Annotated in this window: 20 protein-coding genes and 1 riboswitch; of the genes, 17 read left to right on the top strand and 3 right to left on the bottom strand. The window is 69.6% G+C overall.

Features of this window, described 5'->3' with window-relative positions; all coding sequences use genetic code 11:
• The first annotated feature begins 43 nt into the window (after positions 1-43).
• The 11 genes from BJ980_RS01795 (at position 44) to BJ980_RS01845 (ending at position 8,974) form a co-directional block, all read left to right on the top strand.
• On the top strand, positions 44-1,468 hold the full coding sequence (locus BJ980_RS01795; RefSeq protein WP_179500716.1) for an RsmB/NOP family class I SAM-dependent RNA methyltransferase: 1,425 nt from the start codon (positions 44-46) through the stop codon (positions 1,466-1,468).
• A gap of 17 nt (positions 1,469-1,485) precedes the next feature.
• On the top strand, positions 1,486-2,463 hold the full coding sequence (gene ligD / locus BJ980_RS01800) for a non-homologous end-joining DNA ligase (protein ID WP_179500717.1): 978 nt from the start codon (positions 1,486-1,488) through the stop codon (positions 2,461-2,463).
• A 55-nt stretch (positions 2,464-2,518) separates the two neighbouring features.
• Positions 2,519-2,854, top strand: a complete 336-nt coding sequence (locus tag BJ980_RS01805; RefSeq protein WP_179500718.1) for a cupin domain-containing protein — start codon at positions 2,519-2,521, stop codon at positions 2,852-2,854.
• Between the two features lie 10 nt (positions 2,855-2,864).
• Positions 2,865-3,539, top strand: coding sequence for a ribulose-phosphate 3-epimerase (gene rpe / locus BJ980_RS01810; RefSeq protein WP_179500719.1), 675 nt, complete (start codon positions 2,865-2,867; stop codon positions 3,537-3,539).
• A gap of 100 nt (positions 3,540-3,639) precedes the next feature.
• Positions 3,640-3,787, top strand: a riboswitch (FMN riboswitch).
• 90 nt (positions 3,788-3,877) lie between these two features.
• Positions 3,878-4,975: a bifunctional diaminohydroxyphosphoribosylaminopyrimidine deaminase/5-amino-6-(5-phosphoribosylamino)uracil reductase RibD gene (ribD, locus tag BJ980_RS01815; RefSeq protein WP_246279907.1), complete on the top strand. Its 1,098-nt coding sequence runs from the start codon at positions 3,878-3,880 to the stop codon at positions 4,973-4,975.
• Positions 4,975-5,622, top strand: coding sequence for a riboflavin synthase (locus BJ980_RS01820; RefSeq protein WP_179500720.1), 648 nt, complete (start codon positions 4,975-4,977; stop codon positions 5,620-5,622). Before ribD ends, BJ980_RS01820 begins: the two co-directional genes overlap by 1 nt.
• On the top strand, positions 5,619-6,893 hold the full coding sequence (locus BJ980_RS01825; RefSeq protein WP_179500721.1) for a bifunctional 3,4-dihydroxy-2-butanone-4-phosphate synthase/GTP cyclohydrolase II: 1,275 nt from the start codon (positions 5,619-5,621) through the stop codon (positions 6,891-6,893). Before BJ980_RS01820 ends, BJ980_RS01825 begins: the two co-directional genes overlap by 4 nt.
• On the top strand, positions 6,890-7,363 hold the full coding sequence (gene ribH, locus BJ980_RS01830; RefSeq protein WP_179500722.1) for a 6,7-dimethyl-8-ribityllumazine synthase: 474 nt from the start codon (positions 6,890-6,892) through the stop codon (positions 7,361-7,363). Before BJ980_RS01825 ends, ribH begins: the two co-directional genes overlap by 4 nt.
• A gap of 45 nt (positions 7,364-7,408) precedes the next feature.
• Positions 7,409-7,672, top strand: a complete 264-nt coding sequence (locus tag BJ980_RS01835) for a phosphoribosyl-ATP diphosphatase (protein ID WP_179500723.1) — start codon at positions 7,409-7,411, stop codon at positions 7,670-7,672.
• Positions 7,673-7,680: 8 nt separating this feature from the next.
• Entirely contained in the window at positions 7,681-8,553 is an 873-nt protein-coding gene (gene hisG / locus BJ980_RS01840) for an ATP phosphoribosyltransferase (RefSeq protein ID WP_179500724.1), read from the top strand.
• Complete coding sequence (locus BJ980_RS01845; RefSeq protein ID WP_179500725.1) at positions 8,537-8,974, top strand: PH domain-containing protein; 438 nt, start codon at positions 8,537-8,539, stop codon at positions 8,972-8,974. Before hisG ends, BJ980_RS01845 begins: the two co-directional genes overlap by 17 nt.
• Here BJ980_RS01845 and BJ980_RS01850 read toward each other — a convergent pair.
• Genes BJ980_RS01850 through BJ980_RS01860 form a run of 3 tightly spaced genes read right to left on the bottom strand, consistent with a single transcriptional unit; the run spans position 8,967 to position 11,232 of the window.
• The gene (locus tag BJ980_RS01850) at positions 8,967-9,569 is read right to left on the bottom strand and encodes a uridine kinase family protein (protein ID WP_179500726.1); all 603 of its coding nucleotides are present in this window, start codon (positions 9,567-9,569) and stop codon (positions 8,967-8,969) included. The genes BJ980_RS01845 and BJ980_RS01850 overlap by 8 nt on opposite strands.
• Positions 9,569-10,786 carry an amino acid deaminase/aldolase gene (locus BJ980_RS01855; protein ID WP_343047634.1) on the bottom strand — a complete coding sequence of 406 codons (1,218 nt, stop codon included), beginning with the start codon at positions 10,784-10,786 and terminating at the stop codon, positions 9,569-9,571. The genes BJ980_RS01850 and BJ980_RS01855 overlap by 1 nt, the downstream gene beginning before the upstream one ends.
• Positions 10,783-11,232, bottom strand: a complete 450-nt coding sequence (locus BJ980_RS01860; RefSeq protein ID WP_179500727.1) for a hypothetical protein — start codon at positions 11,230-11,232, stop codon at positions 10,783-10,785. Before BJ980_RS01860 ends, BJ980_RS01855 begins: the two co-directional genes overlap by 4 nt.
• Positions 11,233-11,256: 24 nt before the next feature.
• On the opposite strand from BJ980_RS01860, the gene BJ980_RS01865 reads away from it, so the two are divergent.
• From BJ980_RS01865 to BJ980_RS01890, 6 genes are all read left to right on the top strand, one after another.
• Positions 11,257-11,775 carry an SseB family protein gene (locus BJ980_RS01865; RefSeq protein ID WP_179500728.1) on the top strand — a complete coding sequence of 173 codons (519 nt, stop codon included), beginning with the start codon at positions 11,257-11,259 and terminating at the stop codon, positions 11,773-11,775.
• 375 nt (positions 11,776-12,150) lie between these two features.
• The gene (gene infC, locus BJ980_RS01870) at positions 12,151-12,804 is read left to right on the top strand and encodes a translation initiation factor IF-3 (protein ID WP_425490351.1); all 654 of its coding nucleotides are present in this window, start codon (positions 12,151-12,153) and stop codon (positions 12,802-12,804) included.
• A gap of 44 nt (positions 12,805-12,848) precedes the next feature.
• Entirely contained in the window at positions 12,849-13,043 is a 195-nt protein-coding gene (gene rpmI, locus BJ980_RS01875) for a 50S ribosomal protein L35 (RefSeq protein WP_179500729.1), read from the top strand.
• Between the two features lie 67 nt (positions 13,044-13,110).
• A complete protein-coding gene (gene rplT / locus BJ980_RS01880) occupies positions 13,111-13,503 on the top strand; it encodes a 50S ribosomal protein L20 (protein WP_179500730.1) in 393 nt (130 codons plus the stop codon).
• Between the two features lie 30 nt (positions 13,504-13,533).
• Positions 13,534-14,355 (top strand): TrmH family RNA methyltransferase, encoded by an 822-nt coding sequence (locus BJ980_RS01885; RefSeq protein ID WP_343047635.1) that lies wholly within the window; start codon positions 13,534-13,536, stop codon positions 14,353-14,355.
• 17 nt (positions 14,356-14,372) lie between these two features.
• Positions 14,373-14,900 (top strand): DoxX family protein, encoded by a 528-nt coding sequence (locus BJ980_RS01890; RefSeq protein WP_179500731.1) that lies wholly within the window; start codon positions 14,373-14,375, stop codon positions 14,898-14,900.
• Positions 14,901-14,905 lie beyond the last annotated feature (5 nt).

A 14,905-nucleotide genomic window follows, 5' to 3' on the forward strand; every position in this document is an offset into this window, starting at 1 on the left:
GGTGAAGTCGGCCCCGGTGAAGTCGGCCCAGTGAGGCCCGCCCATGGCTGACCCACGTGGCAGGCGTCGTCGCCCGGGCGGTCGCCCCGCGCCGGCTCGCGCCAAGGTCGACGCACCCCGCGCCGCCGCCTACGACGTACTCAAGGCGGTGCGCGTCGACGACGCCTATGCCAACCTCGTCCTTCCGCACGTCCTGCGGACCGCCGGGCTGACCGGGCGTGACGCCGCGTTCGTTACCGAGCTGGCCAGCGGCACGATCCGCCGCCAGGGCACCTACGACGCCATCCTGCGTGCCTGTGTCGATCGCCCGCTGGCCAAGGTCGAGGCCAAGGTGCTCGACGCCCTGAGGCTCGGCACGCACCAGCTGCTCGCGATGCGCGTCCCACCACATGCCGCGATCTCCAGCACGGTCGACCTGGTCCGCGCCAAGGCAGGGCAGGGACCTGCGGGCTTCACCAATGCCGTGCTCCGCAAGGTCGCCGAGCACGACCACGACCAGTGGGTACGCCGGATCGCCCCCACCGACCCGGTCGGGTTCGCCGCCATCGCCCATGCCCATCCGGTGTGGGTCGTGGAGGAACTGCGTCGCTCGCTCCGTTCCGTCGGCGCCGCAGATGAGCTCGAGACGTTGCTGGCGGCGGACAACGCGGCCCCCAAGGTCACCCTGGTGTCCCGACCGGGCACGTCCACGGTGGAGGAGCTGCAGGCCGCTGGCGCCGAACCAACCGGTCGCTCGCCGCATGCTCTGGTTCTCGACTCGGGTGACCCCGGTGCCATCGCCGCGGTGGCCGAGGGACGTGCCGGTGTCCAGGACGAGGGCTCACAGCTCGTGGCCCTGGCGCTGGCCCATGTCGGCCTCGAGGGCCGCGACGAGCGCTGGCTGGACACCTGCGCCGGTCCGGGCGGGAAGTCAGCCCTGCTCGGGGCCCTGGCCGGGCAACGTGGCGCCCACCTGCTCGCCTCCGAGCGCCAGGAACACCGCGCCGGCCTGGTGCGGCGCGCGACCCGAACCAGCACGGCCGGACTTCTCGGCGTCGTGGTTGCCGACGGCACCCGCCCGGCCTGGGCGCCGGGATCCTTCGACCGGGTCATCGTCGACGCCCCGTGCTCCGGGCTCGGGGCACTGCGCCGCCGGCCGGAGTCGCGCTGGCGGCGTTCCCCCAAGGACATCGCCGAGCTGGTCCCACTCCAGACGGAGCTGCTGGTCAACGCCCTCGACTCCGTTCGTCCCGGGGGAGTGGTCGCCTACGTGACCTGCTCACCGGTCCTGGCCGAGACCTCCGGAGTTGTCGAGTCAGTGCTCGCTCGACGTGACGACACCCGTCTCATCGACGCCGAGCAGGCACTGCTCTCGGTGCCCGGGGTCGCCCTCGAGAAGGTGACCGGGCCATTGCCCGGCACTGTCCAGCTGTGGCCGCACCGCCACGGCACCGACGCGATGTTCCTGGCGCTGCTCACGCGCAGCTGAGCGGTACCTTGACTCGCATGGCCACCTCGAAATCACCGTCCGTCGAGTTGGAGGTCGATGACCGCGTGGTGCGGGTCAGCAACCCCGACCGGCAGTACTTCCCGCCGAGCAGCACCTCGGACACCGGTGCCACCAAGCTCGACCTGGTCGACTACTACCGTGCCGTCGGGCCCGGGATCGTCAACGCGCTGTTCGAACGGCCCTGCATGCTGCACCGCTTCCCGAAGGGGCTGGCAGGGGACAAGGTGCACCAGAAGCGGCTGCCGAAGGGTGCACCGGACTGGGTCGAGACGGTGCAGCTGCACTTCCCGCGCTGGAACCGCACCGCTGACGAGCTCTGCGTCACCGAGCTCGCCAGCGTGATCTGGGCGGTCCAGATGTCCACGGTGGAGTTCCACCCGTGGAACAGTCGCCGACCCGACACCGAGCAACCGGACGAGTGGCGCATCGACCTCGATCCGGGCCCGGAGTCGGACTGGGCACAGGTACGCCGGGTGGCCGCCGTTGCCCACGAGGTCCTCGACGAGCTCGGCGCGACCGGGTTCCCCAAGACGAGCGGCGGATCCGGGCTGCACATCTATGTGCGGATCAAGCCCGACCACGGGTTCACCGACGTACGCCGGGCCGCGCTCGCGTTCGCCCGCGAGGTCGAACGCCGAGCGCCTGACGATGTCACCACGCAGTGGTGGCGCAAGGACCGCGACCCCGGGCACCTCTTCGTGGACTACAACCAGAACGCCCGGGACCACACGATCGCCTCGGCCTACTCAGTGCGCGGGGTGCCGGAGGCCCGGGTCTCCGCGCCGGTGCACTGGCAGGAGATCGACGACATCGAGCCGAACGACTTCACCCTCTACTCGATGCCCCGACGGTTCGAGGAGGTGGGCGACCTCCATGCCGGGATCGATGACGCGGTCTTCGACATCGCTCCACTTCTCGACTGGGCCGAGCGGGAAGAGGCAGAGGGCGAAGAACCACCGGCAGAGCCCGAGTGAGGACGGCCGGAAAGGACTCGCAGATAAGACGGGCGGAGTCTGGCAGGGTGGGGGCATGGGAACACTTGCCGAATCTGTCAATGTCGTTGAGCTGGCCACCGAGCTGATCGCCGACCTCCCCAATCACGGAGCCGGTCGAGCCGCGAAGTCGGTCCTGCACGGGGACCTGCTGCGCGCCGTGGTGATGGTGCTGGCGGCCGGTCGGGAGATGTCCGACCACGAGGCTCCGGGACCCTCGATGATCCAGGTCCTCGCGGGCGAGGTGGAGTTCATCGCGGGCGAGGAGACCTCCGTGCTCTCTGCTGGCGACATGCTGCCGATCCCGGCTGTGGTGCACTCCGTGCGTGCTCGGAGTGACGCGGCCTTCATGCTCACCATCTGCCTGACCTAGGCTTCGCACCGTGGGAATCCAGATCACGCCGTCAGTGCTGAACGCAGACCTCGCCGACCTCACCAACGAGGTGAACCGGATCAAGGGCGCCGACTGGGTCCACATCGATGTGATGGACAACCACTTCGTGCCGAACCTGACCCTGGGCCTGCCCGTGGTGGAGTCGCTGGCCAAGTCGACACCGCTGCCGATGGACGCGCACCTGATGATCCAGGACCCGGATCGCTGGGCGCCGGCCTATGCCGAGGCAGGTTGCGGATCGGTCACCTTCCACGTCGAGGCGGCGGCCGCTCCGGTCCGGCTCGCCCGCGAGATCCGTGCCCAGGGGGCCCGGGCCAGCATGGCCCTCAAGCCGGCGACCCCGATCGAGCCCTACGAGGACCTCCTCGCCGAGCTCGACATGATCCTGATCATGACCGTCGAGCCGGGCTTCGGCGGCCAGAAGTTCCTCGACCTGTGCCTGCCCAAGATCCGCAGGGCCCGTGCCCTGATGGAGCGTCACGGCCTGGAGACCTGGTTGCAGGTCGACGGGGGCGTCTCGCTCGAGACGATCGAGCGCTGCGCAGAGGCCGGCGCCGACGTGTTCGTCGCCGGCTCGGCCGTCTACTCGGCCGAGGACCCGGACGCCATGGTCGCCGAGCTGCGTGCCCGGGCCGAGGGCGTTGCCCACCCCACGGCAGGTTGAGCTCACCCCCCCCCGCGCACGCACGCGTCCCGTCCAGTGGGTGACCTCGGATCCGGTCCCCGAACGGCTGTGGCAGGATTGACGATGACGAGTTTTCAACTCGCGTGCTCTGGGGTCGGTGAAAATCCGAGCCGGCGGTGACTGTGCAAACTGTGCAGAAGTCCGCGACCCGTTCACAGCCAGTGAGCGGTTGACCAGGTGAAAATCCTGGACCGACGGTCATAGTCCGGATGGGAAGGTGCACGCAGTGGTTGTCCTACGGTGCGGCCGGATTCCGGTCCGCACGGTGCCAGCCACCATCACGCCCCGGAGTCCGTGAACGGACAGGAGGGGCCCCGATGGCACAGGCAGCAACTGCCACGCCTGCCGAGGATCGCGCGATGCTGCGGGCCCTCGAGATCGCAGCCACCGGCGGCGTACCCCTCGGTCCCAACCCACGTGTCGGCTGCGTCCTTCTGGCCGACGACGGCACCGAGGTCGCCGAAGGATTCCACCGCGGCGCCGGTACGCCGCACGCCGAGGCTGCCGCGCTGGCCCAGGCCGGCGACGCGGCCCGGGGGGCCACCGCAGTGGTCACCCTGGAGCCGTGCAACCACACCGGACGAACCGGACCCTGCGCCGAGGCGCTGATCCGGGCCGGCGTACGCCGCGTCGTCTTCGCGCAGACCGATCCCAACCCGGTGGCACGCGGGGGAGCCGGGACGTTGCTCGCCGCCGGCATCGAGGTCGTCGACGGACTCCGTGAGGCCGAGTCCCGCGCGCTGAATCGGGCGTGGACCTTTGCGCTCGAGTACGGTCGGCCCTACGTGACCTGGAAGTTCGCCACCTCGCTGGACGGACGCAGCGCAGCCGCGGACGGCACGAGTCGCTGGGTCTCCTCGATCCCTTCGCGCCAGGACACCCACCGGCTCCGCGGCGAGTGCGACGTGATGCTGGTGGGCACCAACACCGTCGAGGTGGATGACCCCGAGCTCACCGTCCGCGACGCGGTCGACGAACCGGCAGCGCACCAACCGCTTCGGGTGGTGATGGGCGCTCGCGACCTGGACCCGGGTCGGCGGATCTTCAACGACCGCGCCGAGACCCTGCACCTGCGCACCCGCGACCCCCACCAGGCACTGGCCGAGCTGCACGGGCTCGGCCGCCGCCATGTCTTCCTCGAGGGCGGGCCGACGCTCGCCGCCGCGTTCCTGCAGGCAGGCCTGGTCGACGAGGTCGTCACCTATGTCGCGCCCCTCCTGCTCGGCGCCGGCCGCAGCGCGGTGGGAGACCTCGGAATCGACACGATCACCGACGCGTTGCACCTCGCAGTCAGCGACGTCACCGTCCTCGGCACGGGTGCCGAGACCAATGTCCGCCTCACGATGACCCCTGCCACACCGGTCGTCGACCAGCCATGGGCGCGCGAGCAGCCCCGCCCAGACAAGGAGCAGTGATGTTCACCGGAATCGTCGAGGAGCTCGGCACCGTCGAACGGATCGTGGAGCAGGGTGATGCCATCCGGCTCACCATCCGCGCAGACGTGGTGCTCGAGGGCACCGGCCTGGGTGACTCCATCGCCGTGAACGGCTGCTGCCTGACCGTCGCCGACCAGGCCGACGGGATCTGGACGGCGGACGTCATGCAGGAGACCTTGGACAAGACCTCGCTGCACGGCGTGGCGCCGGGGGACAAGGTGAACCTCGAGCGCGCCGTCACCGTCGAGAAGCGGCTGGGCGGGCACATCGTCCAAGGTCATGTGGACGGCGTGGGCACGGTCCTGGCGCGCACCGCCAGCGAGCACTGGGAGCTCGTCGAGATCGCGCTGCCCGAGGGTCTGGGCCGCTACCTGGTCGACAAGGGCTCGATCACCGTGGACGGCATCTCGTTGACCGTCGTCGAGGCCAAGGACCGTTCTTTCACCATCAGCCTGATCCCCGAGACCCTGGCCCGCACCACCCTCGGCTTCCGTGCCGTCGGTGACCGGGTCAACCTCGAGGCCGATGTGATCGCCAAGCACGTGGAGAAGTTGCTGGTCAGTGGCTATGCCACCGCCGCCGGCACCCAGCAGGAAGTCATCAGCCATGAAGGAGACAGGGCATGAGTGAGAGGGTCCGCCTGGACACCGTCGAGGATGCGATCGCCGATATCGCAGCAGGCAAGGCCGTGGTCGTCGTCGATGACGAGGACCGGGAGAACGAGGGCGACATCATCTTCGCCGCCAGCAAGGCGACCCCGGAGCTGATGGCGTTCACGATCCGGCACTCGAGTGGCGTCATCTGCGTGCCGATGCCGGCCGACATGCTCGACCGTCTCGAGATCCCGCTGATGACCCCGCACAACAAGGACAAGCTCCGTACGGCGTACACCATCTCGGTCGACGCCCGCGACGGTGTCTCCACCGGGATCTCGGCAGCCGACCGGGCACACACGGCGCGCGTCCTGGCCGACTCGGCCACCGAGCCGTGGGAGATCACCCGTCCCGGACACGTCTTTCCCCTCCGCTACCGCGAGGGCGGCGTCCTGGTGCGCCGCGGGCACACCGAGGCCGCAGTCGACCTGGCCAAGCTGGCCGGCCTGACCCCGGCCGGCGTGCTGGTGGAGGTCGTCAACGATGACGGCACCATGAAGCGGGCGCCCGAGCTGCGGGCCTTCGCCGACGAGCACGGCCTGAAGATGATCTCGATCGAGGACCTGGTCCGTCACCGTCGCCGGGTGGAGGTGCTGGTCGACCGCGTCGCCGAGACCAAGCTGCCGACCCGCTTCGGCGAGTTCACCGCCTACGGCTACCGGGTGTCCGTCGACCAGAGCGAGCACATCGCCCTGGTCCACGGCGACCTGAGCCAGGCGATCGCGGACGACGAGCCGGTGGTCGTCCGGGTCCACTCCGAGTGCCTGACCGGCGACGTCTTCGGCAGCCAGCGCTGCGACTGCGGACCCCAGCTGGACGAGGCGCTCGAGCGGATCGTCGAAGCCGGCCGCGGTGTCGTGGTCTACCTGCGGGGCCACGAGGGCCGGGGGATCGGCCTGGTCGCCAAGCTGCAGGCATATGCCCTCCAGGACGGCGGCCGCGACACGATCGACGCGAACCTGGACCTCGGTCTCCCCGCCGACGCGCGCCACTACGGCACGGCCACGCAGATCCTGCGCAACCTCGGCGTCACGAACGTCCGGCTGCTGACCAACAACCCCGACAAGGAGACCGGCCTGGAGGACTTCGGGATCCGCGTCGCCGAGCGGCTGGGTCTCACCCCGCACCCGAACGACCACAACCTCGCCTACCTGATGACCAAGCGGGATCGGATGGGTCACCACCTGCCCGACCTCGGCAACACGGACCTGGGCGACGCAGACCTCGAAGGAGTCGACCGATGAGCGGAGCCGGAGCACCCGTCCAGGAGCCGGTCGACTGCAGCGACCTCCGGGTCGCCGTGGTGGCGTCCAGCTGGCACGTGCAGGTGATGGACGGCCTGCTGGCCGGTGCCGCACGCGCGCTCGAGGCCCACGGCGTCACCTCGCCCACCATCGTCCGAGCGCCGGGCGCCTTCGAGCTGCCCGTCGTCGCTGCCGAGCTGGCCAAGGGCCACGACGCCGTGATCGCCCTCGGCGTCGTGATCCGGGGCGGCACGCCGCACTTCGACTACGTGTGCAACGCGGCAACCGACGGGTTGACCCGAGTCGCGCTCGACACCGGCGTCCCGGTGGGCTTCGGCCTGCTGACCACCGACAACGACGAGCAGGCCCTCGACCGGGCCGGCATCGAGGGCTCGAGCGAGGACAAGGGCTGGGAAGCCACCTCGGCCGCGTTGCAGACCGCCCGGTTGCTCCGTGGGCTCCGTGGCTGAGACCGGCGCACGGCTCGAGCGGCGTACGCCGTAGGCTTGCTCGTCGTGAAGACGTTCGAGGAGCTCTGGGCCGAGCTCAACCAGAAGGCCCAGACGAGACCTGAGGGATCCGGCACGGTCAAGGAGCTCGACGCCGGGGTCCATGCGATCGGCAAGAAGCTGGTCGAGGAGGCCGCGGAGTCCTGGATGGCCGCCGAGCACGAGGGCAAGGACGCCGCAGCCGAGGAGATCAGCCAGCTGCTCTACCACGCCCAGGTGTTGATGATCGCCACCGGACTGTCACTCGAAGACGTCTACGCCCACCTCTGAGGAACCCCATGTCTGTCACCGCCACCGGCGAGAAGCTCCTGCGGATCGCCGTGCCCAACAAGGGTGCCCTGTCCGTGGCCGCCTCCGAGATCCTCCGCGAGGCCGGCTACCGGCAGCGCTCGGACTCCAAGGAGCTGGCCCTGATCGACGTCGAGAACGGCGTCGAGTTCTTCTACCTCCGCCCCCGCGACATCGCGCTCTACGTGGGTGAGGGCACGCTCGACATCGGGATCACCGGTCGCGACCTGCTGCTCGACTCCGGCGCCACCGCCCGCGAGGTCACCCAACTCGGCTTCGGTCAGTCGAACTTCTACTTCGCAGGTCGTGGGGGCGAGTTCACCGACCTGGCCCAGCTCGAGGGCAAGCGGATCGCGACCTCCTACGTGGGTGTGGTCCAGCGGTTCCTGGACGAACGCGGGATCAACGCGACCGTCACCCGTCTCGACGGCGCGGTGGAGACCTCGATCAAGCTCGGCGTCGCCGACGTGATCGCCGACGTCGTCGAGACCGGCAGCACGCTTCGCGCCGCCGGGCTGGAGACGTTCGGCGAGGTCGTGCTCAAGTCCGAGGGGGTCCTGATCGCCCGCGACATCGACGAGGTCCCTGCCGGCTTCGACATCTTCCTGCGCCGCCTCCAGGGCGTCCTGGTCGCCCGCTCCTACGTGATGATGGACTACGACATCCGCAGCGAGCACGTGGCCAAGGCCGTCGACCTGACCCCCGGCATCGAGAGCCCGACGGTCTCGCCCCTTCATCGCGAAGGCTGGGTCGCCGTGCGCGCCATGGTCCCGCGCAAGGGCAGCCAGCGGCTGATGGACGAGCTCTTCGACATCGGAGCGCGCGGCATCCTGCTGACGGAGATCAATGCCTGCCGACTCTGAGCCCACACTCCCGCAGACCTGGCGCCCGCTCGGCACCAGGATGGCCGGGATCGCTGCCGGCGCCCTGCTCTTCTTCTTCTGCGGTGCCGTGTGGGTGCTGCTCTCACCGGAGATCCGCGACGGCTTCTCGCTCTACCAGCGGGCGACCCTGCTCCTGATGGGTCTCGGCATCGCGGTGGCGATCCATGCCTTGGTCCGTGCTCGGGCCACGGCGACCGAGACCGGCCTGACGGTCGTGAACGGATACAAGCGCCGCGACTTCGAGTGGGCTCAGATCGTTGCCGTGCACATGCCGCCCGGCGCCCCGTGGGCCAAGCTCGACCTGGCCGACGGCGAGACCTGTTCGGTGATGGCGATCCAGGCCACCGACGGGGCACGCGCGAAGGCAGCGGTGCGCACGCTGCGGCGCCTCCTCAGCTGATCGTCCGGGTTCCGTCGACCATCAGGTCGGCAGCCGCCGGGAGACCGCTCGCCACGAAGTGGCGAGCCTCGTCGACAACGAACCTGTCCCAGTGCCGACGTTGTTCCTCGACGTCCCACTCCACGTCGTCGCGTTCGTGGAGCGCACGGTCGCGGGCCATGCCGCGCGAGAGCCGCAGGTCGTCGGGCGCGCTCACCCAGATCAGCGCCGTGCGATGTGGGGCGATGGCACGCGCTCCGGAACCGACCCCCTCCAGCACGAGCAGGTCGACCGGCGATACGTCGTGCTGCTCGGCAAGCTCGTTGCGCTCCCAGTCGAAGCGTCGATAACTGCCGGGTCGGCCTGCCGCGAACGGCTCCGTGATCTGCTCCGCGACCCGGGGCCCGAGGGCCGCGTCCACGCCGCTCCAGCCCAGGTAGAGGTCGTCCATGCGGATCACCAGCGACGAGCCCGCGAATGCGTCAGTGACTCCGTCAGCCAGGGTCGTCTTTCCCGACCCCGCGGGACCGTCGATGCAGAGCAGCCGCCCACCCCCGGGCAGCGTCGGCCTGGACCGGAGCAGGTCGAGCACCTGTGGCACGACCGGGTCACCCATCAGAAGCTGTTGCCCGTGCCGCGATAGCTGGGGACGGACTCGGCGATCCTCGACCCCGAGACCAGGTGCACGGTGTTGCAGTGCTCGAAGAGCTCGCCGGACTTCGCGTGCCGGAACCAGACCGTGTCGCCGATGTTGAGGATCGTGGCGGGGGAGCCGACCAGCGGCGTCTGCACCTCGCCGGCCCCCTCGAGCCCGGTCAGCTCGAGGCCGGGAGGGGCCCAGGGGATCGGGACTCGGTCGGCGCCGGGCGGTCCGGAGGCGACGAACCCGCCTCCGGCGACGGTGACCATCGTCGGTGAGGGACGGCGCAGGACCGGGACTCCGTAGAAGGCAGCGGGTCGGGGCTCGAAGGACTGGTAGTGGTCGAAGAGGCCCGGCACCAGCAGGCCGGATCCCGCTGCCACCTCGGTGACGACCGGATCGGCGGCCGAGGTCTCGACGGAGCCCGAACCCCCTGCGTTCCAGAACTCGAGGGGGGCGATCTGACGTAGCGCCTGGTCGATCTCGCGGCGTCGCTGCCGCAGCTGGTCGACGGAGGCCGACTTGATCCGGCGTACCACCAGCGACTTGGCGCGCTGGGAGGGTACGTCGTCGGGAACCCCGGCCACCTGGCCCTCGTAGGTCATCACGCCGACCAACGAGAACCCCGGCCGGTCGACGATGTGGCGAGCCAGGTCGGCGACCGCGCGGGTCGCGTGCAGCGGGGAGCGCTTCGGGCCGACGTGCTGCCCGCCCATCCGCAGTCCGGCGTCGATGTCGATCGCCACCCGGACCGAGACTGCCTTGGACGACCGGATCGAGTCGACGACGTCGAGGTGGGCGGTCGAGTCGATCATCAGCGTGATCGTGCTTGCCGCGGAGGGGGAGTGGACCAGCTCGGCGAGCGCACCTCGGTCCACGCTCGGATAACCCATCACGATGTCGTCGCTGATCGCTTGGCCGTGGAGCCACAGCGCCTCACGCAACGAATAGGCGAGGACCCCGGAGAACGCATCGTGTGCCAGGGCGCGGGTGAGCAGGGCCGGGACTCGCAGCGACTTGGAGGCGACCCGCAGCGGGGTGCCGCCAGCGCGACGCGCCAAGTCGTCGGCGTTGGCGTCGAAGGCGTCGAGGTCGACGACCATCGCCGGGGTCTGCACCGGCTCGGGTGCGTTGGCGAGCGCAGCGTCGAGGCGAGTGCGCAGCCGGTTGCGCGCGATCAGGTCGTCCCTCACGAAATGCCCCTGCTGCGCAGGATCGCCTCGATGTCGGCGAGGTCGTCGTCGATCGCCGGGGCGCCCTTGCCTGCGGACGGCGACACGGCTCGCTTCCTCTTAGGTGCCGACACGGGGGAGTCAGCCGAGTCCGGGGAACCCGCCTCGCCCTTGCGTCCGGGCAGGCGCGTGGAGATGCCGAAGAGCAGGACCGACAGCACGAACAGGCCGATGCCGAGCCACACGCCGGGGCTGAAGACGAAGCCGATCGCCCAGTCGGACACCGAGGCCGCGATCTCCCCGAACATCTCGAGCGTGCCGGTCAGCCAGGCTGCGATGGGCAGCAGGGTGAGCGCGGCGCCCCGGACGGCCGGACCGGTGCCCCGGTTGCGCCAGGCATACCAGGTCCACAGCGCGCCACACACGCTCAGCGCCAGGGCAAGGGCCATCCAACTCACGTCCGCCATGGCTCCAGCATAGGCTGGGGCATCATGACCGACCCCGACCGCTTCGCAGGTGCCCGCATCCTCGAGTCGTCCTTCCCGAACGACACCGGCGAGCAGTCGCCCGAGGTGGCTGCCGCGCTCGCTGAGCACTCGGCGGATGCGACCACCTATCCGAGGCTGGTGGCGACACTGCAGGCCTCGCGGCTGATGGTGCCGGTGGTCGCGCTGCTCGGCGAGGTCGAGTTCGACGAGCAGGGCCTGGCACACGACAAGTCCAGCGACATGGCGGCGGTGCTGATGAAGGGTGCCGACGGTCGCCTCGCCCTCCTGGCCTTCACCGGGACGGCCCAGCTGACGGCGTGGAACGCCGAGGCGCGACCGGTCGCGGTCCCGGCCGCGGCGGCCGCACTGTCGGCCGTCCAGGAGGGGGCGGACGCACTGGTCATCGACATCGCCAGCGAGCACAGCGTGGTGATCGAGGGTCAGGACCTCACCGCGGTCGCGGCCGGCTGGCAGCTGGTCGAGGTCGACGGCGAGTTCGGATGGCTGCGTCCCCAGGAATGAGCCCGGAGAAGTGAGTCCGGAGGCGTGAGCCGCCCCGATTTGAGCGATCCGGACCTCAGCGCGTAGTGTGTGCCACTGACCGATTCGCATGCGCTGGCAACAGTGAAGGCGGATCAGACAAAGCGGAGGCTCCGGCTTCCCACCCGCATCGACCGCCACAGGTCGTCGGGTCCGGTCCTGACAGGGCCGCGGAGGGCACGGCGTACGCCGAAGTGCCCGACGTGACCTGCTGGGGATGGGTTCGTGGCTCGCCACGGGAACATCTGGAGACTGGCTTCCGCTTATACGAGCGGAAGCCTTTTCTGTTTCCAGAACAGTCCCATCAAATCGTCCCCAGGAGGACCCATCAGCACAGAGCTGCGCATCAACGACCGGATCCGAGTTTCGGAGGTCCGCCTCGTTGGACCGAACGGCGAGACCGTGGGCATCGTCCCCACGGCCGACGCGCTGCGCCTTGCCCAAGAGGCCGACCTCGACCTGGTCGAGATCGCCCCCCAGGGCAAGCCGCCCGTCTGCAAGCTCATGGACTACGGGAAGTTCAAGTACGAGAACGCCCAGAAGGCCCGTGAAGCCCGGCGGAACCAGACGAACGTTATCATCAAGGAGATGAAGCTTCGTCCCAAGATCGACGCGCACGACTACGAGACGAAGAAGGGCCACGTCGTCCGCTTCCTCAAGGCCGGCGACAAGGTCAAGATCACGATCATGTTCCGCGGTCGTGAGCAGCACCGTCCCGAACTCGGCTTCCGGCTGCTCCAGCGCCTCGCCGAGGACGTCGAGGAGCTGGGCTTCGTCGAGAGCTCGCCGAAGCAGGACGGCCGCAACATGATCATGGTGCTCGGTCCGCACCGCAAGAAGGCCGACGCGAAGGTCGAGATGCAGGCCGAGAAGGACTCCAAGGTCGCCGAGCGCAACGCCGCCGAGGCCGAGGACGCGAACTTCCGCAAGGCATCCGCCGGGACGAAGCCCGTGGCCCAGAAGAAGGAGCGCAAGCGCTCCGAGAACCTGGACCCCGAGATCGACGCCTGATCCCCACCCATCGTTCACAGCAAGCAGAGATAGAGAGCAGAGAGATGCCGAAGAACAAGACGCACTCCGGTGCCAAGAAGCGCTTCCGCGTGACCGGCTCGGGAAAGATCCTTCGCGAGAAGGCTGGCAAGCGCCACAACCTCGAGAAGAAGCCGTCCAAGGTGACCCGTCGACTGACCGGCACCGTTGAGCTCGCCAAGGCTGACGTGAAGTCGGCCAAGAAGATGCTCGGTCTCTGAGACCCCCCCTTTCCGGAACCAACTTCCCCGGGCCTGAGCTCGGGATCCAGCACCAAGGAGTCATAACGTGGCACGCGTCAAGCGGGCGGTAAACGCCCACAAGAAGCGCCGGGTAATCCTCGACCGCGCATCCGGCTACCGCGGACAGCGCTCGCGCCTGTACCGCAAGGCCAAGGAGCAGGTCACCCACTCGCTGGTCTACAGCTACCGCGACCGCAAGGCCAAGAAGGGCGAGTTCCGCAAGCTCTGGATCCAGCGCATCAACGCGGCTGCCCGTGCGAACGGCGTCACCTACAACCGCTTCATCCAGGGCCTCAAGGCCGCCGAGGTCCAGGTCGACCGCAAGATCCTCGCCGACCTGGCCGTCAACGACGCGCCGGCCTTCGCGGCTCTCGTCGAGCTGGCCAAGGCCAACCTCCCCGAGGACGTCAACGCTCCTCGCGCCGAGGCGTCTGCCTGATCCTCACGGATCGGCTGCAACGACACTGACGTGGCGAGCTTCCACACGGACCCGTTGTCCACGAACAACGACCGGGTCAAGAACGTGCGGAAGCTCGCCCGTCGCTCATTTCGCGCCGAGCACCGACAGTTCGTCGCCGACGGCCCCAAGGCGGTCGAAGGCGCACTCACGGTCGCCGGCTGCGTGGTCGAGGTCTTCGCCACCGCGAGCGCGAGCGTCGAGTACGCCGACCTGCGCGCCCGAGCCGCGGACCTCGAGGTCGCCTGGACCCTGGTCGACGACCGGGCGATGGGTTCGCTCTCGGACTCGGTCAGCCCGCAGGGCGTGGTCGCGGTCTGCCGGTTCCTGGACAGGCCGCTCGAGCACGTCCTGACCGGCACCCCCGGCCTGGTCGCCATCTGCGCCGACGTCAGGGACCCGGGGAACGCCGGCACGGTGATCCGCACCGCGGATGCGGCCGGCGCCGACGCGGTCGTGCTGGCCGGGAGCTCCGTCGACGCCTACAACCCCAAGACCGTGCGGGCCACCGTGGGCAGTCTCTTCCACCTGCCCCTCGCGACCCAGTCCGAGCCCGCGGACGCCGTACGCCGTGCCCAGGAGGCCGGCCTGATCGTGCTCGCCGCCGATGGCGCCGGCGAGATCGACCTGGACGACGCGGCCGACGACGGCCTGCTCGCCCGGCCGACGGCGTGGCTGTTCGGCAACGAGGCCTGGGGACTGCCTGCCGAGCTGGCCGCACTCGCCGACCACCGGGTCGCGATCCCGATCCATGGGAAGGCCGAGAGCCTCAACCTCTCCACCGCGGCCGCAGTCTGCCTCTATGCCTCGGCTCGCGCGCGCCGTCACACCTGATCCGGTATGAATGAGGCATGACTCCTGTTCGCCTCATCGCCCGCCCGCTGCTCGCATCGGTGTTCTTCGTCGGCGCCGCCAACGCGCTCAAGAACGCCGAGCTGATCGCCCCGAAGGCGGCCCGGATGACCGATCGGGTCGCACCCCTGGCCGACCGGGTCGTGCCCGGCGCAGGCCAGCTCGACGCCAAGGCATACGTCCGTCTCAACGCTGGCGTGCAGCTGGTCGCCGCATCGGCACTGGCCACCGGCCGGATGCCTCGGGTCGCGGCCCTGGCCCTCGCCGGGAGCCTGGTGCCCACCACGCTGGCCGGGCACGCCTTCTGGGAGGAGAGCGACCCCGCCGCCAAGAAGCAGCACAAGCTGGCGTTCTTCACCAACACCTCGGTCCTCGGCGGACTGCTCCTTGCCGGTGCCGACACCGAGGGCAAGCCCGGCCTCGCCTGGCGCGCCGGTAACGCCACCCGGGTCGCCCGCAAGGACGCCAAGCGACTCGCCCGTGACGTGCGCCGCGAGGCGAAGCTCGCCAAGGCACAGCTCACCTGACGTCT

The organism is Nocardioides daedukensis, from assembly GCF_013408415.1.
GTDB lineage: Bacteria > Actinomycetota > Actinomycetes > Propionibacteriales > Nocardioidaceae > Nocardioides > Nocardioides daedukensis.